Source organism: Sulfitobacter sp. M13 (genome assembly GCF_053474885.1).
Genome location: NZ_CM130281.1, coordinates 1978351 through 1999880 on the forward strand (window position 1 = coordinate 1978351; position 21530 = coordinate 1999880).

The window sequence follows — 21530 nt, forward strand, 5'->3', positions numbered from 1 at the left end:
CTAAAAGGTACTCAGATGAAAAACCTTATCACGTCCGGAGCAGTGGCTCTGGCAACCTTTACTGCCGGCGCTGTCTTTGCAGAGCCTGGTGTGCCACCGCTGATCTATGGCGTCCAAGTCGAGCAGCTTGAATATCGTTTAGGCGAAAATGACGAAGATGTTCTGGTTTGGGATTTCGACGCCATGGTCGGCAACGACGAACTGCGGCTGGTATTCAGAAGCGAAGCGGAGATGGAGACATCGTCAAACGACTTCGAAACGCTCGAAAACCAGCTGCGTCTGCAAATGCCGATTTCAACATTCTTTGATGCTGTGGTCGGTGCGCATGCCAGCACCCCGACCGAGGGCCCGAACCGGTACAATCTGGTGGTCGGTGTCAAAGGGCTCGCCCCGCAGTGGTTCGAAATTGACGCGGATCTCTATCTCTCCGAGTACCCGTTCGGCCGGTTTGAGGCTGAATACGAGGCTCTGCTAACCAATCGGTTGATCCTGACGCCAAGCCTCGAAGTCAACATGCCGTTTAAGGACGACATCGAAGCGGGCCAAGCGGCTGGTGGTGCGACGATCGAAATCGGCGCACGGCTAAGTTATGACCTCGTAGGTCGCGCCATTTCGCCTTACGTCGGGGTGAATTACGAGAAGTCTTTTGGCGGCACGGCTGACCTGATCGAGGCTGGCGGGGGGCAAAGTGACAACCTGTCCCTCGTGGTCGGTACGCGTCTGTTTTTCTAACGCTTGATGAGTAAGGCACCGTCCCGCAGGTAATTGTTTGCGGGACGGGGTCAATTTCTAAACAGGCTTGAATTCTGTCATGCGCTAAGATGAAAACAGCGCGGCCTGACGACCCCATCCCGATGATGTCGGGGTGGGATTCGTATGGCCCCATAGAAATGGGCGGCATGTCTCGGTCTTGAACCCACGTTCTACGGCGACGGCAGCAGCGCCCCAGCGCCCTCCGCGCCGAAACATCTGTTGATTATAGGAGATAGCGCCAAGTTTCACAGAAACGTGAAGAGAATGATCCGGAACCAAGTCCGGCATTGGATCGTTGTTCCCTTAATTGAAACGTAGAGTTTGGAGACGACAAATGAAAACGACACTCAGCGTACTCGCAATGGCTGGCCTGATGGGTGCAATCTCTGCGCCCGCGTTTGCCGCAGCTCACATGAGCACCTCTATGACTTGTTCCGAATACAAAGGACTGGGCGCGGATGACCAGATGAAAGTGATGATGATGGCCATGGGCGAACTTCACTCTAACGAGGGGAACATGCCAAGCGAGGGAGAGCCAAAAGCGACCGAAGACTCTATTGGCCACTCAACAGGTGACGAAGCGACAGACAGCACTACCGCTGAGGGTTCCGTTTCAGACGGCGAGCCGAAAGCCGTGGAAGCGACAGGCGGTAACGAGCCGGCTTCCAACTTGCATGACGCACCGATGGACGAAGTCGCAATGGAACAGTTCATGACTATCTGCGATCAGAATTTGGACGCGACTGTGTCCGAAGCTGCCTTCGGTATGGGCAGCACAAGAAAATAAGCGACAGCGCCGGTGTTGTCACGTTAACGGGCCTGAGGTTGCTGGTTCACCGATCTGGGCGTCGGCGGTGTCGATGCAGACACAGAAGATCAGCTACAAACGCCACCGATTTCCGCCACAGATCATCGCGCATGTTGTCTGGCTCTACGTCCGGTTCAACTTGAGCCTGCGCGAGGTCGAGGAGCTGATGCTGGAACGTGGCGTGGACATTTCGTATGAGACGATCCGGCGCTGGAGCGTCAAGTTCGGCCCCCTGATCGCCCACGTTCTACGGCGACGGCAGCCGCGCCCCGGCGATGTCTGGCATCTGGACGAAGTCGTTGTGAAGATCGCGGGCCGGTCATACTGGCTCTGGCGCGCGGTCGACCAACACGGCGTTGTTCTTGAGGAAATTCTCCAATCGAGGCGAGACAAGCGCGCCGCAAAGCGGCTTTTGGTCAAGCTGATGAAGCGTTGGGGCTTCGTGCCGAAAAGGATCATTACGGACAAACTGCGCTCCTATGGTGCCGCAAAGCGCGAGGTCGCGCCTGGCCTTGATCATTGGTCACACAAGGGACTCAATAACCGCGCAGAAAACAGCCATTTGCCTTTCCGAAAACGAGAGCGGGTGATGCAGGGTTTCCGATCACCGGGTGGATTGCAACGGTTTGTCTCTATGCAGTCCGCAACTCGTAATTCCTTCTCCGTACCAGCCCGCCGTCGTTCCGCTCTTACTATCCGCTACCATCGGCTCGAAGCGTTCGAGGTTTGGAAGGCAGCGGCCAATGTTGCCTGATCTGCGACCGTCTTGCCAACTTGCCAACTCGGCGAGTTAACGTGACAACACCCTTCGCGGCGTTCGACGACTATGATCGAACCTGTGAGTTCGTATAGTTTGCAACGACGTATCTGGATCAAATCGGGCCGCTGCTGTCATGAAGGCCCACGCAGTTCATGGGCCCCAAATCATTAGAAATTGAAAATTCAGAACAATGTTTGCTGGCAGCGCGCGCTAACCAATACTTAGAAGTGTATCCGTGAGGAAAGTATATGGTGGGAGATCAAGGTTCCGCGGGGCAGGACCTTTGCGAATGCGTCCTGCGGTATCATAATGTGAACCGTGACAAGGGCAGAACCAGCCTTTCCAATCCCCACGTGGGTCACCGGCGTCTTGGCCAAGCGGAATGCATCCTAGATGGGTACAAACTCCGATAACGATCAACCATTCCGGCCGCTCTGCACGATCCGCATCAAGCGCAGGGTCAGTGAGGTCTGCCGCGTCGTCAGCTTTCGCAAGCGCGATCTCTTCTTGGGTTCGTCGGTCAATGAAGACAGGTTTTCCGCGCCACTTTAAAGTGATGCGAGAGCCAACCTGCACGCCTTCTATATCAACCCGAATTGATGACAGCGCTGTGACATCCGCGCTTGGGTTCATCGAATTGATCAAAGGCCATATGGCAGCACCGGTTGCGACAGTTGCTGTGCCAGCGGTTGCGTAGTAGAGAAAGTCGCGTCGTGCAGCTGCCGGATTTTTTTCCGCATCAGGTAGCGTGGCCTCAGCAGTAGAATTTTGCTCCGTCATGTCATGCTCCATACTTCCAGATCATCGGATCAGTCACTTTCCTAGATACCCCAAGCATAGTTTGGGATCCGACCCAATTGCACCGATACTTGGCCCAGACCGTCAATCGCTTCCAACGCGACTTTGGCAGCAGTTTCCTCATCGTTGGAATTGACAATGCCCCAGACGTCGATGCGATTGTCTGCGACAATCACACTAAGATGGACTGGGTTCAACCCTGGCACCTGCGCAAGGGCTCCCAACACGATGTTTCGCTTCTCGTCATTGGTCGCCTTTGATCCAACTTGAACAACGGGCTGCCCAGCCAGGTGTTGTCACGTTAACTCGCCGAGTTGGCAAGTTGGCAAGCCGGTCGCAGATCAGGCAACATTGGCCGCTGCCTTCCAAACCTCGAACGCTTCGAGCCGATGGTAGCGGATAGTAAGAGCGGAACGACGGCGGGCTGGTACGGAGAAGGAATTACGAGTTGCGGACTGCATAGAGACAAGCCGTTGCAATCCACCCGGTGATCGGAAACCCTGCATCACCCGCTCTCGTTTTCGGAAAGGCAAATGGCTGTTTTCTGCGCGGTTATTGAGTCCCTTGTGTGACCAATGATCAAGGCCAGGCGCGACCTCGCGCTTTGCGGCACCATAGGAGCGCAGTTTGTCCGTAATGATCCTTTTCGGCACGAAGCCCCAACGCTTCATCAGCTTGACCAAAAGCCGCTTTGCGGCGCGCTTGTCTCGCCTCGATTGGAGAATTTCCTCAAGAACAACGCCGTGTTGGTCGACCGCGCGCCAGAGCCAGTATGACCGGCCCGCGATCTTCACAACGACTTCGTCCAGATGCCAGACATCGCCGGGGCGCGGCTGCCGTCGCCGTAGAACGTGGGCGATCAGGGGGCCGAACTTGACGCTCCAGCGCCGGATCGTCTCATACGAAATGTCCACGCCACGTTCCAGCATCAGCTCCTCGACCTCGCGCAGGCTCAAGTTGAACCGGACGTAGAGCCAGACAACATGCGCGATGATCTGTGGCGGAAATCGGTGGCGTTTGTAGCTGATCTTCTGTGTCTGCATCGACACCGCCGACGCCCAGATCGGTGAACCAGCAACCTCAGGCCCGTTAACGTGACAACACCCCTGCTTGTTGTAGTGGTGACGGTTACTGCCCTGATTACCCTGTCTATGGGGGCATTTGCGGGGCTGTTGCCCAGTTGATCGCAAACCTTCAATGTGATTCATGCATAACCGACATGGATCATCAAATTTTGACAGCGCAACGCAAAGCGACCCGTCCAGCAAAAGCCGGATACGGCGCTTTGTCCGTCTTGAAAAACTTAGCGCAGGCTGAACTCGGTGGTCAGCGATACAATCAACAATCCGTCACTGACACTGGTGTCATGCCATGACGCGTCAATGCCGAAGTTATCGGAGATCGCATAGCTGCCACCGACACTCCAGTAGTCGTGTCCCCCATTGCTGATCGTGCCGTAGTTGGCTGAAGCACCAAATTTGTCATCGAATGCGTAGTCGATCGAGACGCTTGAATTAACGTAATCCGCAACGGGGTCATGCGCAAACCGAATGCCGACATCCAGCGGATCCAGTACGGAGTACCCCAATGACAGGATGACCTCTCCGCAGCAGTCATTGCTCGGGTTGCGATAATAGTATCGGGTATATCCCAGATCGTAGCTGAACTTGCCGACTTCATTGCGATAGCCCAGATAAAGGTCCACCTCAACAGAACTGCCAACAATTGATCTGGCAGTGTTTGACGCCCAGACGCCTGCATAAAAACCTTCGTACTCGGCCTCCGCCCAAGGCTGCAACGCCGCGCCAGTAGTCTGTTCAATGCCGTTGAAAACATATCGGCTGGTGAGGGTTGCACCTGCGGACAAACTTAACTCCTGAGCCATTGTCACGCCGGGTAAGCCCAGACCGATGACGACGGCGGAGGTCGCAAAAATATAACGCATCATTTCTCCTTACTGAAAGATTTTCCTGCTGCACTGTAACGACGCAAATCCGCCCGCCGGAAGCAGGGTGCCCGCATTTTTGTAATACCTGCTTCAATTTTGAACACCGTGACGGGCTGTTGCCCAAAATTTACGCGATAAAAACGGGCAACGATTATTCCACTGTAACGAAGTGGCGGTGATGGCGTCTGATATATGTACCCTTAGTATCAGGAGGCCCATATGGACCGCACAACGACCCAAACCGATAAAGCCCAAGTTGAAACTACCAAAAACGGCGGATGCTGCGGTGGACATAAAACCAGCACAGATTCTGAGGTTCAGCCTATATCTCAGCCATCAGCCCAAAAAGCACCTGTCGCCAAATCAGGCGGCTGCTGTTGTAGTAAGTAGAACTGAGAACGATTGGTGATAGTTACGTTTCCAAAACCGAAGGCGAGCGGCAGAAGTGTGTCGTGATGCATCTGCCGCTCATGTCTCCGCCGGACGCGTCGAAGTTTCTCACTCTTGCTCGTCGATAGAGACTGATTAGCGGGTTACTTTTCGATAGGGAGGCATCCAAATGGCTTTGCTTCCATATGGGTTTTCGGCGGCAGAGAGCGTAATTCAGACCGGACGCTTACCATATTCCTGTGCCACATCTTGAGCCAAACCTTCACCTCAAAGTCACTTATCTATATGATAGCCACGTGAGAGGCTTGACGCGGACCACCTGCCTTCAAGGCCCTTACACCCGAAATCATGGGACTGGACCGATGGGTGTTAAGGTCTGTTACACACCTGAAACGCATTGAAAATGAAAGCATTATAGATGGATCACCAACACAGTGACGACACCGAGAACAAAGGCTCTATCAGCCTGAGCGGCGGCGTGGCGATGGGCACCGGAGTGATGATCGGTGCCGGAATCTTCGCACTTACGGGTCAGATCGCGCAACTGGCTGGGCCACTCTTTCCGTTATCGTTTGTTGCCGGTGCAATTGTCACCAGTTTCAGCGCCTATAGTTATGTCAAAATGTCGAACGCGTTTCCATCTTCGGGTGGCATCGCGATGATCCTGCAAAAAGCGTACGGACCGGGCGCAATTGCCGCGGCTGCGGCGCTTCTAATGGCGCTGTCGATGGTGATTTCCGAAAGCCTCGTTGCGCGGACTTTCGCTACCTATGTGCTGCGTCCGTTCGACATTACCGGCGGCCCGCTGGTGCCCATACTCGCTGTTGGGGTTATCCTGTTTGCCTTTCTCGTCAATATCGCAGGCAGTCGCTCGGTTGGGCTGTTGTCGCTTATCATGGCGGTGGTGAAAATTGGCGGCATCGCACTTTTTGGTATTGCAGCACTTTGGGCCAGTGGATTTCAGTTCGCAGCAGCAAGCGAGGCATCTCCCGGGTTTGATATCACCGGATTCATTGCGTCCGTGGCACTTGCCATTCTGGCGTTCAAGGGCTTCACCACGATCACCAACAGCGGCGGAGAGATCACTGATCCGCACCGCAATGTTGGCCGCACGATCATGATCTCCATCGCGATCTGTGTTGTTGTCTATTTGATTGTGGCCTTTGCGGTTGGATCTAGCCTGACGATAGACCAGATCGTTGCCGCCAAGGACTATTCTCTTGCTGAGGCCGCAGCACCCGCACTTGGTAACGCGGGCTTCTACTTCACTGTCGTGCTGGCAGCTGTAGCGACAGCCTCGGGGGTTCTTGCCAGCGTCTTCGCGGTCTCGCGGATGTTGGCCATGCTTACAGATATGAAAATGATCCCGCATCGGCATTTTGGCATGTCGGGGCCGATCCGCAGTCACACGCTGGTCTACACGGTCGTTATCGCCTCCATCCTCGCGGTCTTTTTCGATCTGACAAGGATCGCGTCATTGGGCGCTTTCTTTTATCTGGTGATGGACATGATCGTGCATTGGGGGGTTCTGCGGTTTATGCGCAAAGAGGTGAACGCAAATGCTTCGATCATCATCCTGGCGCTAGTGTTTGACGCTATCGTGCTTGTTGCCTTCACGTCTATGAAGCTGCAGTCCGACCCTCTTATTGTCCTGTATGCAGCCGTCGCGATCACGGCAGTCTTCGCGTTCCAGCGGATATATCTGTCGCGCTGGACTGCGCCACAACCAAGCGAAGAACACTAGCACTCCCCAAACAACAGGCGCGTCCGGCGAGCAGGTGCCGGGTGTGCCCTTTTTCACTTTTCTGGGTCATCAGGCTCGGCACAGGGGGGCCAATCCCAAAGCCGGTTCATCATCGCGAAAAGATATGCCCCTGACCACGCGATCAGCAGCAGCCCGGTCAACGCCTCGACGCCTGTGAGAAAGCGAAGATGACCTGTCGGGAAAATATCGCCTAGGCCAAGGGAGGTATAGCTGACGACTGAAAAATAGAAGTAATCCAGCACCGTATCAACGCCATCACCGGAAAACCCGCCGATGCTCAAAAGCTGGTGACCGACGCCAAACATGCCTGCAAAGACAACTATTCCGGCGAAATGCGCGAAAAACAGGATCAGTACGGCCATCATGACACGATTGAACGGCTCCAAAGGTATCTTTGCCATGCCAACCGATACCCACCGCATGACCGCAAGATGTATCCAACTACTCGAAACGATGGCGATAACTGCAAGAATTAGTGAAAAAAGCAAAGAGACGCTCCTGATTGGATGAACTTGCCCAAGCGTATATCAGGCAAACAGCATCGGGCATTCGCGCGCACATTTATTGCGCAAGATGATGTAGATCAGGTGCAGTGTACCAAGACCCGCCAAGAGGCAGAAGAACGAAATATAGGCATAGCGCAGCAACAGAATATCCACCACCACAACGGCGATGATGGTGCCGCCGAAATACCGCATGTGCAGATAGCGTGACAGCAACGGTGGCGCGATGATCAGGGTCAGATAGATGAGATAGGTCACCCAGCGCGGCATCATATAATCCAGTAGCATCATGCCTTCATAGGCCAGTGAATCTTGATTGACTGTTACCCTGACCCATTCAGGGTTGATCAGATGGGGGATGTAAAGCAGCAGTCCAAACGCAATCCCGATTGCCGCAAAACCCAAGAAGAGCTTTTTGCGCGGGCTGTCGGGCGGTTCCAGCACATAGACAGAGATGGGTATCCAGATCGGCCACATGAACCATGTGAAAAAAATGAACCCTAACGCCCCCCAGAGGACCATGTCGGGATTACCTGTATTCATACCGATCCAGACGTGGCCTTCCATGAATTGCTGAATGCCGGCGAACAGCGGCATCAGGGCTACTGGAATGTACCGCCAATTGATCTGCGTCGCTTTCCATGTGGCGAATGTACCACCTGCTACAAGAAGGACACTGGCAGCAAAGCTGACTTCTGCTGATAGGCACATATCGAACTTTCTTTGTGGTTTTGATTTCTTCGGGTGCAGTTTCGTGCCCTAGAACGGGAAGTGTTTTGGGTCAGACACTAACCTAAGTACGCTATGTTCTGTATCCGCCCAAAGCTGACTGAGACCTCACCAAGACCCTCAATGTTGTCGAGCGCCACCCAAGCAGCCTTTTCCTCAGCATCCGAATCGGCAAGTCCCCAAACATTAACGCGACCACCTTCGACCACGACGTTCAGATGCGCAGGATTGAGCCCCGGAACCTGTCCCAGCGCCGTCATAACAATCGCGCGCTTTTCGCGGTTGGATGTCGATGGCTCAAGCGTCACCCTTGGCGTACTCGCAAGGGCTTGCATCAAATTGGCACGGCTGACAATACCAACGATCGTGCCATTCTCGACTACCGGAACGCGTTTGATCCGTTTTTTTTCAAGCAGCCGCGCAATGTCTGCGACAGGTGTATCCGGAGCCACAACCTCAACCTTTTGTGTCATGATATCCTTGGCCCGCCGACCGCGCATGGCGATGAAGTCGTGCGCCGTATTATCGGACCCCGAAAACAGGGAGAGCCACCAGGATTTATGGGCATTGCCTGATCCTTCAACCCGTCGCATCAGATCACCTTCGCTGATTAACCCGATTACCGTTCCATCGCCGTCGAGGATGGGCACCGCGCTGATGTGGTTCTCCATCATAAGCGCAGTGACTTGCTCCACTTTCGTATCAGCGGCGGCGGATATGACGTTTTTCGTCATGATGTCTTGAGCTTGCATTTTGTACTCCTTCTTTATGGTGAAAGTCGGCAGAAGACCTGCTAGATTTGGGGGATAAGGCACTCAGTCGTGGGGCACGCCTAGGTCCTCTGCTTCGAGATGGTCCATCAATTCCTGTATATCTTCAGGAATATCAGCGGTTGAGAACTTTGCCTGTTCCTGACGGTCGTGAACAAAAGCTGTGATGTCGGCCAGTTCCTTTCCTGACATCTGGATCACATTTCCCAGCTCCTCGCGCTGCATTATCACCATGGCCTCAGCACCGCGCCACATTTTCGCGGCAAAATCGAATGGGTTCATCGGTTGGTCCATCAATTCGGCGTCGAGCATGGGCGCATCTTCGCCGCCGATACTGTTCACTGAATGACAAACAACGCAGGCCTTCGAGCCGAATAAGAGCCTGCCGTTGGCGGCGTCCATTGGCGGGAGACTTAGGCCGCTGGCCACCATGCTGTCAGAGGTCTGTGCCGTGTGGGATGCAGCGATAGCTGCACCACCTGAGATTGAGGCGGTCACTGCAATAAATCCACAGAGCAGAAGCGCTTTCTTTTTTTTGATAACAACGATGATCTATGATCTTCCGCTTTATAGGGTCGCGTTGGGAGTTTGCGACCAGTTTGGAATAAACGCCGGTACACGGGCTGCATAAGCATCAAATTGCGTGCCGAAAGCTTCACGGGTTTCGCGCTCCTCGGCACGAGCAAGCCGGACGTACATCCAGATCAGCACCGGATACATCGCCAGTGTAAGCAGGGTTGGCCACTGAAAGAGAAAGCCTGTCAGGACCAGAACAAAGCCTACATACTGGGGGTGACGCACGCGCGCATAGGGACCGGTGTTCGCCAAAGTGCCACTGCGTTGGGCTTGATAGAGGACCTGCCATGCTGTCGAGATCATCCAGAACCCAAGGCCAATCAGAATGAAGCTGATCATGTGAAACGGGCCGAAGTGCGGATTCGTCTTCCAGCCGAACATCATTTCCGGCAAGTGTCCCGCGTCATGTGAGAACCAGTCGACGCCCGGATAGGTCGTCTGCAACCAGCCGGACAACAGATAGATCGTAAGCGGAAAACCATACATTTCGGCGAACAGCGCAACAAGAAAAGCACTGAACGCACCGAAGCTGCGCCAATCGCGCGGTGTTTTCGGCTTGAAGAAACTAAACGCAAATATGATAAATATTGCTGCGTTCAAAAAGGCGAAAAACCAGAGGCCATAGCCGGATACATCAGTCATGACTTGTCACCACCCCCATGCCCGCCGTGACCGCCGTGCATGAAAAAGTGGATCCCGACGCAGACCAACAGCAGCAATCCCAGAAATCCGTTGCCCGCAAAGATGTGAACGCGGTGCTCGAACCCCAGCAGCAGGGCGGCAATACCCAGCGATATAATCAGGCTTATTCCAAAGCGCGACTTCCAGAAAGGAGGTGGGGCTGATGGCTGTGGCGGGTGATCTGTATGGTCGTGTTTATCCATTTTCATCGAAGCGTCCTTTGTGTTTTCGTGCGAAATTCTCCGAGCCGATTGCTTCCGACCCAATCCAGATGCCGGGCGCACATCAGCTTCAGCGCTACCCGTCCGAAGCGGGTGTCTCGTCAAGTGAGGTGAATATGTCGGGGGCCTCATCACCCTCTACAAAAAGATATCCGGCGAGACCGCGTTCAGCCCGCGACAGTGCGTGATCGACAAGCACAAAACGGCCGGGAACCTCGCACTTGAATTCAACGATCGCTGATCCCCCTGGTGCCACCAGAATAGTCTGCACACTTTCGAGTGGGGGACTGACAAGGGAGCCGTGCAGGTACGCTTTGTCGAAAATCTCGCCGATGACGTGGAACGCGGACGTGTAGTTCGGCCCGCCAACGCCGAAGTAGATGCGCACTGTCTCACCTACTTTGGCCTGCAACGGATAGTGCTCGGTCAAAGCACCGACATGCCCGTTGAAGACCAGATACTCCGCATGCTCGTCGATCAGCTTGTCATAGCTTTCGTTCAGCAGACCACTGGTGCCGAACCGTTCCTCGGTATAGATTTCGCCCTGCATCACATAGAATTCACGATCGACAGGGGCCATGCCTTCTTCGGGTTCGACAAGGATCATCCCATACATGCCGTTGCTAATATGCTGGGCGACGGGCGACACAGCGCAGTGGTAGACATAAAGACCTGAATTCAGTGCCTTGAACTTGAAGCTGTAGCTTTCTCCAGGCCCGGGCGCACCCAGCGACGCGCCGCCACCAGGGCCAGTGACTGCGTGAAAATCGACATTGTGGGCGTACCAGCTTTCTTCGTTATTCTTGAGGTACACTTCGACCGTATCGCCAACGCGCACACGCTGGAACGGTCCGGGCACTGTGCCGTTATAGGTCCAAAACCGGTAACGTGTGTCACCGTCCAGATGAGCCTCGATTTCGATGGTTTCCAGATCAATGCGCACGGTCGCGGGTTCTCTGCGGGTGATCGGTGGCGGTACGTTCGCGGGGTTTTCGCTCACGTCCGCCAAACCGGGATGATCCGGGTTTGCGCTGTAGATACGATTGCCTAGGCTGGCGGAGGGGCGGCCATGTGAGGCATCGCCTGAGGAATCAGATTGCGCGATCGAAGCAGATGCACCAACTATACTGCCGACGGTCACGCCTGCAGTACCGACCAGAAGATTGCGGCGGCTTAATCCGGGGCTCTGAGGTTGCCGTGTGACTTGATCTGTCCCGTCTTCAGTGATGTTCGTGTCTTCAAGTTGCTTGTGTGACATTTGAATGTTTCCCTTTGCTGCTTGCGTTGTCTTTGTAGGATCTTCTTAATTGGGTCTTGGAAATTGAGACCCAATTAAGAGGAGGCAATTTACATGACCTTTTCAAAACTTCAGTCGTTTCAAACGCAATGCGTTCAGCACCACCGACAAGGACGAGGCGCTCATTGCGAAAGCGGCGAAGATCGGGCCGATCAGGATGCCGAGGAACGGATAAAGGATACCCGCCGCAATCGGCACGCCGGCGGAATTGTAGATCAGCGCAAAGAACAAGTTTTGGCGGATGTTGCGCATTGTCGCATGGCTGAGCTTGCGCGCCCGCACGATACCGTCGAGATTGCCTTTGACCAGTGTGAAACCGGCACTCTCAATCGCCACATCCGCACCTGTACCCATCGCGATACCAACATCAGCTTGGGCAAGGGCAGGGGCGTCATTTACTCCGTCACCAGCCATCGCGACTTTCTTGCCCTCGGCCTGCAATTCACGAATGATGCGGGCCTTGTCTTCAGGCAGTACATCGGCACGGATCTCGTCGATGCCCAAACGGCTGGCAACAGCCAGCGCTGTACGCTCGTTGTCGCCGGTTGCCATGATGATTCGAAATCCCAGTTCATGCAGCGCTTTGAGTGCCGCCGGAGTGGTTTCCTTGATCGGGTCGGCGACGCTGACCAATCCGGCAATGGCACCATCCAGAACGATAAACATCACAGTCTCACCTTCATCGCGCCGCGCGTTGGCAGTGTCGACCAGCGGGCCACTGTCCAGCCCCAGGTCCTTGATCAGTGCCGCATTGCCTAACGCGACGGATTTGCCATCGACGATGCCTTTGACGCCTTTGCCCGTCACCGCTTCGAAGTCTTCCGCCTTGGCAAATTCGATGCCGCGCTCTTCGGCGCCGCGCACGATGGCCTCTGCCAATGGATGCTCTGATCCCCGCTCCAGCGAGGCTGCAAGACGCAATACCTCTGCTTCGTCGTGGCCGTCTTCCGGGAGAACCGCGACCAGCTTTGGCTTGCCCTCGGTCAGGGTGCCGGTTTTGTCGACGATAAGCGTGTCGACTTTTTCAAATCGTTCCAGCGCTTCGGCGTTCTTGATCAGAACGCCCATTTGCGCTCCGGTGCCGGTCGCTGTCATTATTGACATCGGTGTTGCAAGACCAAGCGCACAGGGACAGGCGATGATCAGGACGGCAACTGCCGAAACCAGCCCGTAGGCCATCGCAGGGTCAGGTCCCCAGATCGACCAGATGACAAATGACGCAATCGCGATACCGATGACTACGGGCGCGAACATACCAGCGACCTGATCGGCGTACTTCTGGATTGGCGCTCGGCTGCGTTGTGCGTTGGCAACCATCTGCACAATTTGGCTAAGCATGGTGTCAGCGCCGATACGGGTCGCCTCGATAATGAGGCTTCCGGTTCCGTTGATCGTAGCCCCGGTGACAGGCTCACCCGCCACTTTTTCGACAGGCACGGGTTCACCCGAGATCATGGATTCATCAACCGAAGAGCGACCTTCCAGAACCACCCCATCTACGGGAACCTTGTCACCGGGACGCACGCGGACGTGATCTCCCAATTGTACTTGATCCAGATCGATATCTTCTTCAGTGCCATCGGGACGGATTACCAGTGCGGTTTTGGCGGCCATGTCCAGCAATGCGCGGATCGCCTTGCCAGTCCCTTCCCGAGCACGCAGTTCCATCACTTGCCCCAGTAAAACTAGTGTGACGATGACAGCGGCTGCCTCGAAATAGACACCTACGTTACCATTCTCGTCCCTGAAACCGTCGGGAAAAACCTGCGGCGCAATTACTGCAACGATACTGAAAACATAGGCAGCACCCACTCCCATTGAAATCAGGCTGAACATGTTCAGGTTCATTGTGCGGAAGGAATTCAGACCACGTGCAAAGAATGGCCAACCCGACCAAAGGATCACAGGTGTTGCGAGCGCGAGTTCAAACCAGAGCGACGTGCGTTCACCCAGCAGCTCCATGAAATATGTAAAGCCGACGAATGGCCCCATCGCCAAAACCAACAGTGGCACCGTGAGAACGGCTCCAACCCAAAACCGGTGGGTAAAATCGACTAACTCCGGGTTTGGGCCTTCGTCCTCAAGACTGATTGTTTCTGGCTCCAACCCCATACCACAGATCGGGCAAGAACCGGGACCGGGATGGCGCACTTGTGCGTGCATCGGGCAAGTATAAATCGTACCACTATAGTCCGCTGCCACGGTATCGTATTCGCCTCCCTTTTCAACGGCTGTAGCACTACCATGAGCGTGCACATCGTCATGCCCATGACTGTGCCCGGAGTGGTTGTGATGGCCGTGTTCGCTTTCCTCGCCTTCAGGCGTCAGGAACATGCCGCACTTTGGGCATGAACCTTCTTCGGTGCTGCGGACCTCGGGGTGCATCGAACAGGTATAGACTGTGCCCGAAAACCCTTCCGGCACCGTGTCAAAGCTTTCACCATCATCTGGTATCTTGCTAAATTGGCCTTTGGAGACATTCATTTTGCGTTCCTTTTATGTCGTCGATCTGCGTTTGCATGACAGTACGACGTTCAATGAAAAATCATACCATCGACGTGAAAGCCCGCATCGACATGCAGGATTTCACCGGTGATGGCCGTTGTGTGGTCGCTGGCCAGCAGCAGGGCGGCGCGCCCCACCTCGTCAGCGGTAACAGTGCGGCGCAGGGGTGATTTAGTCTCAGTCTCGCGGATCAGCTCGTCGAAGTGTTCGATACCAGAAGCCGCGCGCATTTTGATTGCGCCTGCGGAGATCGCGTTGACCCGTATGCCTTTCGGTCCAAGTTCATGCGCCAGATAGCGCACGGACGTCTCGAGTGCTGCTTTGACTGGACCCATCAGGCTGTAATGGTCCACAACCCTTTCCGCCCCGATAAAGCTGAGCGTGATCAAACTGCCGCCTTCGGCCATCAGCGGTTCGGCTAGTTTTGCCATGCGGATGAACGAATGGCATGACACCTGCATCGCCTGCGCAAAGCCATCGGCAGAACAATCGGTTAATCGCCCATGTAGGTCAGCCGCTGGTGCCCACGCGATGGCATGCACTAGAAAATTAGGTTTGCCCCAAGTCTTGTTGATTTTGGCAAAAACCGCTTCCAGTTGGCCTTCATGCGCCACATCGCAGGGCAGCAAAAGCGCCGCGGCAACGGATTGTGCCAACGGTTCAACGAAAGGCCACGCCTTGTCATTGAGATAGGTCAATGCAAGATCAGCGCCTGCCGCATGACAATTGCGGGCAGCAGCCCACGCCAGACTATGCTCATTGGCGACGCCGACAATCAGGCCTTTCTTGCCGGTCATGTCCAGCAATCGAACGGGATCGGGCGCAGGGTTGGGGGTGTTCATTCTGCTGCCTCCGCAAGGGCCGCTGTCACGCGCGGCGCGCAGCAGGCATGTTCGGGTTGTGGTGCTGCGGCAAGGCTTGTCTCTGCCATGGGGGCCGCTGTGCTCTGCGTTTTGCTGCGGTCAAGCATCAATGCCGCGACCGCCAGCGAGGCCAGCCGCGCCGGGGCCGGATCGGCGCGCGAGGTCAGAACGACCGGAGCCGACAGCACCAGTGCCACTCCTGCGGCAACCGCACCACCAAGATATTCCAGTGCTTTGGCGAGTATGTTCCCCGACACCAGATCAGGCACCAGAAGCATATCCGCCACCCCGGCAACCTCTGACAGGATGCCTTTTTCGCGGGCGGCCCCAACCGAAACGGCGTTGTCAAAGGCCAGCGGCCCTTCCACCTGCGCGCCGGTGATCTGTCCGCGCCGCGCCATCAGCGTCAAAGCGGCGGCATCAAGCGTGGATGGGATCGCATCTGTGACGGTCTCAACCGCGGATAGAACAGCAACACGCGGCGCAGGGATACCAAGCCTGTGAAACAGATCGACCGCATTTTGACAGATCTGGCCTTTTGCAGCCAGATCAGGCGCGATGTTGATAGCAGCGTCAGTGATGCCAATCAGGCGATCATGGCCCGGCACATCAAGCAGAAAAATATGGCTGCATCTCTGACCCGCGCGGCGCAAGCCCAGCTCGCTGTTCAATACGGCCCGCATCAAAGCATCTGTATGCAGATTACCCTTCATCAGAACATCGGCTTCGCCACCTCGCACCATCGCCACGGCAAGCGACGCGGCCTCGGTGTCGGTCCCTGCGGGGACGATCCAATCCGGATCAGCATGCCAATCAAGGTTGCGCGCCATTCTGAGGATTGTGTCATGGTCACCTACCAGTCGTGGCACGATCAGACCAAGCAACGTCGCATCCCGCAGTGTTTCCAAAACCACTGGTTGCGCGGCACAGGCGACAGCGACACGCACCGACGCCAAACCCTGTGCTTTATCAATCAGCACTTGCAGCTTTTCAGGATTCTGAAACACAGCTCACGCCCCCAATTTTGATGCTTGTGGCACTGGTTTTGCCAAGACTTTCACAGCCACATGGTGTGCAATCATCTGTTCTTCGTCCGTGGCACGCGCCTCGACAATCACCCGACTGTCCGGCTTTGATATCTTTGTGCAGCCCGCCTTATTGGCCGCGTTGTCGATGTTGACCCCCAGATAGCTGAGACCCGCACAAATCCTGCCGCGTATCTGAGCTGAATTCTCGCCGATCCCGCCCGTGAAAACGATGCGGTCCAGCCCACCAAGGGCCCCGGTCAGACGTGCCAGATGCAGCCTTGCCTGATAGCAGAAATATTCGACGGTTTCGGCGGCGACCTCTTCGTGGCTGTCCAGTAAGTCCTGCATGTTCCGGCTCAGGCCGGACATTCCCAACAGTCCGCTTTGTTCATAAAGCAGAGTGGAGATTTCATCAGGTGTAATGCCTTTTTCCTGCATTAGGAACAGCAGGATTCCGGGATCAAGATCGCCGGTGCGCGTTCCCATCGGAAGACCCGCAAGTGTTGAAAACCCCATGCTTGTTTCGATCGGCGTGCCATCACGAATAGCAGCCATAGAGGCCCCGTTTCCAAGATGTGCGACGATGATGCGCTCAGCATCAAGATCGACACTGTCATGGTACAGCGCCTCCATGATGTATTCGTAAGACAGTCCATGAAATCCGTAACGACGGATGCCGTCCTTAGCATAGGCTCGGGGCAGGGCAGTCATCCGCGCCAGATTGGGCAAGTCGTGGTGAAACGACGTATCGAAGCAGGCCACCTGTGGCAGGTTGGGCTGGGCTGCCAATACCGCGTCGATCCCTGCAAGGTTGGGCGGCATGTGTAGTGGTGCTAGATAGGCAAGCCGACGCAGCCGTGCCAACAGGGCCTGCGTGACATCCTTGGGACAGTCACATTCCGGGCCTCCGTGTACCACCCGGTGTCCCACGGCAACCAGATCAAGCGATCCCGGCAGTCTTGCGATCGCCTTAAGCAAGCGCGTGAGTGCTGCCTCGTGATTGTCGAGCCTTCCGGGTTCGTCGACAACAATGGTGCTACGTGCATCACTCAATTGAAAATGCCCGCCAGAAAGGCCGATCCGGTCAATCACCCCTGACCACAGCCGCTTTGGGTAATGGGACGCCGTAAAAAGCGCAAACTTGAGCGAAGAAGACCCGGCGTTGAGCGTAAGAATAACCCGTTCAGGCATCGGTAGCTTCCTCGGTCTAGTTCTTGTTCTTTTTGTCCTGCTTATGTGAATGGCCCTTTGAGCCATGATCGTGGCCCATCTTTTTCCCATGGCGATGTCCGAACAGATGCATTCCGATCATGCCCACCCCAAAAAGCAGGATCAGCCAGTTTTCTAATATCCATTGCATTTCTTTCTTCCTTTCAAATCAGACCGGCATGCGCGGGTTGCTGTCGGTGTCCAGTTTCTCGTTTCCGTAAAGCGTTCTGAACGTGCGTTCGTATGTTGCGTCGCGTTTGATGCGTGCGCGTTCAATAGCGTCTCCAACAGCCGAGATCGCAGTCCGCTCGCGCTGGATCATTGAATTGTCAGGCTCCAACGGCACCCGTGTTTCGGCAATGCTGGTCGCTGTTTGCCGGACAAACTGCATCCACGGATTGTAGCTTTCCGAAAACATCAGGCGGCTGACACGCATGGGGTGCATCAATCTCAGCATCTCGGCGCTGGCTGGCGTTGTCATCAAACGCACCCAAGGACTGACAAAAGTGCTATAGAAGGCCTCGTTGATTTTGGACACCTGCTCCACTTTTTCAAAGGCCTGTTCCGGCACATCGTGTTTCAGATCGCTTACCTTGCGGGGCTCGAACGTGACCTTATATTCGGGGGCGTGACAATCGGGGTCGCCTGACGGGTTGTCGATTTTCATCTCGTACAGGCCAGGTTTCAGCTTTTCGATCTTGTCCAGACTTTCCAGAATGGCACGGTGCTCAAGCTTGGCTACCGAGGCTGATACGAAAATGCCCAGATGGCCGACATGTGCATTGGTCAGATAGACGATCCGCTGGCCCGCCGCCTTGAGGTCCGCAGTGTCCTTGTAGACTTCTGGAATCCAGCCAAGTGCCTGTGCGGGCGGCGTAATATTGTCGCCGTAGGATGCAAAGACAATCATCGGGCTTTTAATCTTGCGCAAATCGGCGACGCAGTGATCCCCGATTGTCATTTCACCGCTTTCGAGCTGGTTGCCGATGAACAGGTTCTGGGTGATCGACAGGATTTCAGGGCGGCTGAGGGTGTAAAAACCGTTCCACCAGCGTTCAAAGTCAAGAAAGCGGTCGCGCTCTGTGTCCACATTGGTCAGCAGATTGGCGTATTTCTCCCAGATCGCCTTTTCTGGTTTTAGACTTTCGAAATTTTGCGCCAACCATGCGCCGTCGAACCGTCCATCGCCCAGATCAGCGGTCAGATGGGCCAGCCACGCCCCACCAAGTAATCCGCCGGTGACCCGCATCGGGTTGACGCCTTCTTCACCAGCCCAGTAGGACAACGGCGATCCGTTCAAAACCACCGGCCCCGCGAGGCCTTCGCAGTGCGCGGCCAACAGTGTAACGGCCCACCCAGCCTGACAATTACCGTAAAGGACGGGGGCGGCACCGTCGTGGCGCGCCGATACCTCTTCGACAAAGCGGCGCAGGGCGAACAAGACATCCTCGAGCGTCTGGTCTGGCTCTGGTTCAGGAAAGAAGATCACGAAATAGACAGGGTGGCCTTCGGCCATCGCCATGCCGACCTCGCTGTCGCGTTTGAACCCACCAATGCCGGGACCGTGGCCCGCACGGGGGTCCACCACGATGACGGGTGGTTTTGTATCGTCCACACAATCATCCCAGCAGTTTCCGTCCACTTCGGTGATCCTGAGTAGCGCATAATTGGCTGAGCGGCCGAACTGTCGCGCGTCCAGCAACGTTTCATATTTGAAATCCAGCAGCGGCGGCATTCCGGCGCGTTCGTGCGCTATCATGTTGTCGGCACGCTCGCGCAGCGTATCCATGAACAGCACAGAGCGTTCCCACAGATCGCGGCCATATGCAGCCGGATCGGGCGGGGGTTGTGATGTGTCAGGTGTTGAAGTGGTCACTTCTGAATGAACAGGAAGGAGAGATTTAATCGATGTTACGGTGTTCATGCTGACGCCCTCCGCGAAAAGAAGTTCCACGCAGGCACGAAGATCACAGCAACGTACCAACCATAGGCAAAGCTCTCAACCAGACCGAGCAGGGCGCTTTGCCAACTGATCCAGGTCACACCCGGCAGGAGTGGCAACCACGCCTGATACATTGTGGCCCCGGGAAGCAGCAGGCCGAACAAGACGCACAGAGCAAAACTGAGCGACAACAGAGTTCCGAGCGACATTCCGATAGCGTAGATGCTGATAGGTTTCGAATCTGACATATGGATCACTCCTCAAAAACGTGAAATTGCGAAAAATGCGACGTGTCCCATGTTTTCGCGGGTTCAATAGTAAGACGCTCTCGGTGAGAGACCGTTACACGCTGGGGAAAGAAATCCTGCGTGACGGCCATACATCGCCACAAAAGGCACCGACTAAGCGTGATAGCAATCGGCCGGATAATCAGATGGCGTCGCTTTGCGGCAGTGATATCTGCTTTTCGGGGTCGCTCTGTGCAGACCACAAGACAGCAAGCCCGACCAAGGCGGACAAGGTTGACCCAATCAATATCGCCAGACGCGCGCTAGCGGCCAAAACATCCGTATCAAACGCGAGTGCGGTAACAAAGAGGCCCATGGTAAATCCAACGCCAGCAAGAAGCCCTGCACAATAGATGTGTTTGAACCCGACAGCCGGCGGCAGCACACCAATGTTCAATTTTACAGCACACCATGTCGCGCCAAGTACGCCAATCTGCTTGCCCAGAAACAGTCCAAAGAAAACACCCAGCGACACGCCGCCCGTTACATTTTGCAAAGTTTCGATTTCGATTGTGACACCGGCATTGAAGAACCCGAAGATCGGGACGATCAGCAGACTTGCCCATGGGTGCAAAAGCCGTTGGGTTCTGAGCAGTGGCGAATGGCTGTCATCATGTTTGGCCCCATTCGGGACAACGGCTGCGATCAGGACGCCCGCCAGTGCAGCTTCAATCCCTGATTGGAACAATGCCAACCAAAGTATTGCGCCGAGCATAGCCAACGGCAGCGGCTTTGCCTGTCCAACACGGTTCAGTCCGACCATGGCCGCGAAGGTCAAAACGGCCAGCATCAATGGCAGAGTATGAACCTCCTCGCCGTAAAAGAACGCAATGATTGCGACCGCACCGAGGTCATCAAAAATCGCCAAAGCCATCAAAAATGCTTTTAAACCAACAGGAACGCGATTTCCCAGCAATGAGAGCAATGCAAGAGCAAGGGCAATATCGGTCGCCATCGGGATCGCCCAGCCGCGCAATGCTTCGCCGTCAGACGCCGCAAATGCAACATAGATGAGGGCAGGGACGATCATGCCCCCTAAGGCGGCAATTGCGGGCAACGCCGCCTTACGCAAAGTTGACAGGTGCCCTCCCACCAATTCATGCTTGATTTCGACTCCGACAAGCACAAAGAAAAAGGTCATCAGGCCCTGATTGATCCAAACGATCAGCGGCGCGTCGATTTTGTAGAGCCCCAAGCCAACGCGGATTGGCGTATGGTGAAACACTGCATACATCCCTGCCAGCGGAGAATTGGCCGCAATCAATGCAAGAATAATGGCGCTAAGAATCATAACGCCGGAGATCCTGTTGAGGGCTAGAGATTCAATTGCCACTTTGGGTCCAGTTCATCCAGCCGGCCTATACATTTGGACAGTGGCTTTGTTTCACGCCCGGAATATAGTTACGCGTCAACGGAACCGTGCCTGCGCGCTTTGCCAGCTGGAACTGAAAAACCACCAGTCCGGTATGCCGGAATGCGGTCTCGCATATACGCCTCACCCGTGGCCAGATCGGGATTCAGAGTAATCCGTTGCAAGGAACGCGCAGACGTAATTGTGGCTGCTACAAATGGATCACCTGAACCGAACTGACAGCTCGAGGCATCTGGGAAAGTCAAAGTCAGAGTGCCTGTCTTTATGGTTCGTTTTAAACATCCAGTGAGTAGATGATTCCATAGGTTGAAACGGTGTTGTCACG

At 55.2% G+C, this 21530-nt stretch carries 24 protein-coding genes; 4 read left to right on the forward strand and 20 right to left on the reverse strand.

All coding sequences use genetic code 11. The annotated features are described in order from the left end of the window. Nucleotides 1–15: 15 nt before the first annotated feature. The 3 genes from ACVBAU_RS09425 (at nt 16) to ACVBAU_RS09435 (ending at nt 2315) form a co-directional block, all read left to right on the forward strand. Complete coding sequence (locus ACVBAU_RS09425; RefSeq protein ID WP_448325554.1) at nt 16–732, forward strand: copper resistance protein B; 717 nt, start codon at nt 16–18, stop codon at nt 730–732. A 355-nt stretch (nt 733–1087) separates the two neighbouring features. After that, the gene (locus ACVBAU_RS09430; protein WP_448325953.1) at nt 1088–1540 is read left to right on the forward strand and encodes a hypothetical protein; all 453 of its coding nucleotides are present in this window, start codon (nt 1088–1090) and stop codon (nt 1538–1540) included. A 73-nt stretch (nt 1541–1613) separates the two neighbouring features. Continuing rightward, entirely contained in the window at nt 1614–2315 is a 702-nt protein-coding gene (locus ACVBAU_RS09435) for an IS6 family transposase (RefSeq protein WP_448325955.1), read from the forward strand. Between the two features lie 216 nt (nt 2316–2531). On the opposite strand, the gene petA is transcribed toward ACVBAU_RS09435, so the two are convergent. The 4 genes from petA to ACVBAU_RS09455 all read right to left on the reverse strand — a co-directional run bounded on the left by petA (nt 2532) and on the right by ACVBAU_RS09455 (nt 5064). Continuing rightward, nucleotides 2532–3113, reverse strand: coding sequence for a ubiquinol-cytochrome c reductase iron-sulfur subunit (petA, locus tag ACVBAU_RS09440; protein ID WP_448325957.1), 582 nt, complete (start codon nt 3111–3113; stop codon nt 2532–2534). Between the two features lie 29 nt (nt 3114–3142). Then, nucleotides 3143–3346 (reverse strand): hypothetical protein, encoded by a 204-nt coding sequence (locus ACVBAU_RS09445; protein WP_448325959.1) that lies wholly within the window; start codon nt 3344–3346, stop codon nt 3143–3145. 114 nt (nt 3347–3460) lie between these two features. Beyond that, entirely contained in the window at nt 3461–4162 is a 702-nt protein-coding gene (locus tag ACVBAU_RS09450) for an IS6 family transposase (protein ID WP_448325961.1), read from the reverse strand. 260 nt (nt 4163–4422) lie between these two features. Next, on the reverse strand, nt 4423–5064 hold the full coding sequence (locus ACVBAU_RS09455; RefSeq protein ID WP_448325963.1) for a TorF family putative porin: 642 nt from the start codon (nt 5062–5064) through the stop codon (nt 4423–4425). Nucleotides 5065–5875: 811 nt separating this feature from the next. Here ACVBAU_RS09455 and ACVBAU_RS09460 point away from each other — a divergent pair. Then, on the forward strand, nt 5876–7201 hold the full coding sequence (locus tag ACVBAU_RS09460) for an APC family permease (RefSeq protein ID WP_413842014.1): 1326 nt from the start codon (nt 5876–5878) through the stop codon (nt 7199–7201). Nucleotides 7202–7254: 53 nt separating this feature from the next. Here ACVBAU_RS09460 and ACVBAU_RS09465 read toward each other — a convergent pair whose 3' ends face one another. The 16 genes from ACVBAU_RS09465 to ACVBAU_RS09540 form a co-directional block, all read right to left on the reverse strand. Further along, nucleotides 7255–7623 (reverse strand): potassium channel family protein, encoded by a 369-nt coding sequence (locus ACVBAU_RS09465; protein ID WP_448325965.1) that lies wholly within the window; start codon nt 7621–7623, stop codon nt 7255–7257. A 126-nt stretch (nt 7624–7749) separates the two neighbouring features. Next, nucleotides 7750–8436 (reverse strand): DUF6629 family protein, encoded by a 687-nt coding sequence (locus ACVBAU_RS09470; protein ID WP_448325967.1) that lies wholly within the window; start codon nt 8434–8436, stop codon nt 7750–7752. 77 nt (nt 8437–8513) lie between these two features. Further along, complete coding sequence (locus ACVBAU_RS09475; RefSeq protein ID WP_448325969.1) at nt 8514–9206, reverse strand: CBS domain-containing protein; 693 nt, start codon at nt 9204–9206, stop codon at nt 8514–8516. A 63-nt stretch (nt 9207–9269) separates the two neighbouring features. Next, nucleotides 9270–9626 (reverse strand): c-type cytochrome, encoded by a 357-nt coding sequence (locus ACVBAU_RS09480; protein ID WP_448325971.1) that lies wholly within the window; start codon nt 9624–9626, stop codon nt 9270–9272. 165 nt (nt 9627–9791) lie between these two features. After that, nucleotides 9792–10442, reverse strand: a complete 651-nt coding sequence (locus ACVBAU_RS09485; protein ID WP_448325973.1) for a methyltransferase family protein — start codon at nt 10440–10442, stop codon at nt 9792–9794. Beyond that, nucleotides 10439–10690, reverse strand: coding sequence for a DUF2933 domain-containing protein (locus ACVBAU_RS09490; protein ID WP_448325975.1), 252 nt, complete (start codon nt 10688–10690; stop codon nt 10439–10441). Before ACVBAU_RS09490 ends, ACVBAU_RS09485 begins: the two co-directional genes overlap by 4 nt. Before the next feature lie 88 nt (nt 10691–10778). After that, on the reverse strand, nt 10779–11960 hold the full coding sequence (nirK, locus tag ACVBAU_RS09495; RefSeq protein ID WP_448325977.1) for a copper-containing nitrite reductase: 1182 nt from the start codon (nt 11958–11960) through the stop codon (nt 10779–10781). A 102-nt stretch (nt 11961–12062) separates the two neighbouring features. Then, complete coding sequence (locus ACVBAU_RS09500) at nt 12063–14483, reverse strand: copper-transporting P-type ATPase (protein WP_448325979.1); 2421 nt, start codon at nt 14481–14483, stop codon at nt 12063–12065. A gap of 50 nt (nt 14484–14533) precedes the next feature. Then, on the reverse strand, nt 14534–15346 hold the full coding sequence (gene fabI, locus ACVBAU_RS09505; RefSeq protein WP_448325981.1) for an enoyl-ACP reductase FabI: 813 nt from the start codon (nt 15344–15346) through the stop codon (nt 14534–14536). Continuing rightward, nucleotides 15343–16374 (reverse strand): bifunctional enoyl-CoA hydratase/phosphate acetyltransferase, encoded by a 1032-nt coding sequence (locus ACVBAU_RS09510; RefSeq protein ID WP_448325983.1) that lies wholly within the window; start codon nt 16372–16374, stop codon nt 15343–15345. Before ACVBAU_RS09510 ends, fabI begins: the two co-directional genes overlap by 4 nt. Nucleotides 16375–16377: 3 nt before the next feature. Then, complete coding sequence (locus ACVBAU_RS09515; RefSeq protein WP_448325985.1) at nt 16378–17586, reverse strand: acetate/propionate family kinase; 1209 nt, start codon at nt 17584–17586, stop codon at nt 16378–16380. A 16-nt stretch (nt 17587–17602) separates the two neighbouring features. Then, on the reverse strand, nt 17603–17755 hold the full coding sequence (locus ACVBAU_RS09520) for a hypothetical protein (protein ID WP_448325986.1): 153 nt from the start codon (nt 17753–17755) through the stop codon (nt 17603–17605). A gap of 18 nt (nt 17756–17773) precedes the next feature. Then, a complete protein-coding gene (locus tag ACVBAU_RS09525; RefSeq protein WP_448325988.1) occupies nt 17774–19528 on the reverse strand; it encodes a DUF3141 domain-containing protein in 1755 nt (584 codons plus the stop codon). Beyond that, nucleotides 19525–19794, reverse strand: a complete 270-nt coding sequence (locus tag ACVBAU_RS09530; RefSeq protein ID WP_448325990.1) for a DUF5676 family membrane protein — start codon at nt 19792–19794, stop codon at nt 19525–19527. Before ACVBAU_RS09530 ends, ACVBAU_RS09525 begins: the two co-directional genes overlap by 4 nt. Nucleotides 19795–19975: 181 nt before the next feature. After that, entirely contained in the window at nt 19976–21166 is a 1191-nt protein-coding gene (gene nhaA, locus ACVBAU_RS09535; RefSeq protein WP_448325992.1) for a Na+/H+ antiporter NhaA, read from the reverse strand. A 68-nt stretch (nt 21167–21234) separates the two neighbouring features. Further along, complete coding sequence (locus ACVBAU_RS09540; RefSeq protein ID WP_448328959.1) at nt 21235–21471, reverse strand: DUF7884 domain-containing protein; 237 nt, start codon at nt 21469–21471, stop codon at nt 21235–21237. Nucleotides 21472–21530: the final 59 nt, after the last annotated feature.

Coding starts and splice junctions, on each gene's coding strand:
- ACVBAU_RS09530 (WP_448325990.1), bottom strand. CDS start 19,794: ATGTCAGATTCGAAACCTATCAGCATCTACGCTATCGGAATGTCGCTC.
- ACVBAU_RS09485 (WP_448325973.1), bottom strand. CDS start 10,442: ATGACTGATGTATCCGGCTATGGCCTCTGGTTTTTCGCCTTTTTGAAC.
- ACVBAU_RS09480 (WP_448325971.1), bottom strand. CDS start 9,626: ATGGACGCCGCCAACGGCAGGCTCTTATTCGGCTCGAAGGCCTGCGTT.
- ACVBAU_RS09525 (WP_448325988.1), bottom strand. CDS start 19,528: ATGAACACCGTAACATCGATTAAATCTCTCCTTCCTGTTCATTCAGAA.
- ACVBAU_RS09520 (WP_448325986.1), bottom strand. CDS start 17,755: ATGCAATGGATATTAGAAAACTGGCTGATCCTGCTTTTTGGGGTGGGC.
- ACVBAU_RS09490 (WP_448325975.1), bottom strand. CDS start 10,690: ATGAAAATGGATAAACACGACCATACAGATCACCCGCCACAGCCATCA.
- ACVBAU_RS09430 (WP_448325953.1), top strand. CDS start 1,088: ATGAAAACGACACTCAGCGTACTCGCAATGGCTGGCCTGATGGGTGCA.
- ACVBAU_RS09425 (WP_448325554.1), top strand. CDS start 16: ATGAAAAACCTTATCACGTCCGGAGCAGTGGCTCTGGCAACCTTTACT.
- ACVBAU_RS09435 (WP_448325955.1), top strand. CDS start 1,614: ATGCAGACACAGAAGATCAGCTACAAACGCCACCGATTTCCGCCACAG.
- ACVBAU_RS09500 (WP_448325979.1), bottom strand. CDS start 14,483: ATGAATGTCTCCAAAGGCCAATTTAGCAAGATACCAGATGATGGTGAA.
- petA (WP_448325957.1), bottom strand. CDS start 3,113: ATGGAGCATGACATGACGGAGCAAAATTCTACTGCTGAGGCCACGCTA.
- ACVBAU_RS09450 (WP_448325961.1), bottom strand. CDS start 4,162: ATGCAGACACAGAAGATCAGCTACAAACGCCACCGATTTCCGCCACAG.
- ACVBAU_RS09460 (WP_413842014.1), top strand. CDS start 5,876: ATGGATCACCAACACAGTGACGACACCGAGAACAAAGGCTCTATCAGC.
- fabI (WP_448325981.1), bottom strand. CDS start 15,346: ATGAACACCCCCAACCCTGCGCCCGATCCCGTTCGATTGCTGGACATG.
- ACVBAU_RS09465 (WP_448325965.1), bottom strand. CDS start 7,623: ATGGCAAAGATACCTTTGGAGCCGTTCAATCGTGTCATGATGGCCGTA.
- ACVBAU_RS09455 (WP_448325963.1), bottom strand. CDS start 5,064: ATGCGTTATATTTTTGCGACCTCCGCCGTCGTCATCGGTCTGGGCTTA.
- nirK (WP_448325977.1), bottom strand. CDS start 11,960: ATGTCACACAAGCAACTTGAAGACACGAACATCACTGAAGACGGGACA.
- ACVBAU_RS09515 (WP_448325985.1), bottom strand. CDS start 17,586: ATGCCTGAACGGGTTATTCTTACGCTCAACGCCGGGTCTTCTTCGCTC.
- ACVBAU_RS09470 (WP_448325967.1), bottom strand. CDS start 8,436: ATGTGCCTATCAGCAGAAGTCAGCTTTGCTGCCAGTGTCCTTCTTGTA.
- ACVBAU_RS09475 (WP_448325969.1), bottom strand. CDS start 9,206: ATGCAAGCTCAAGACATCATGACGAAAAACGTCATATCCGCCGCCGCT.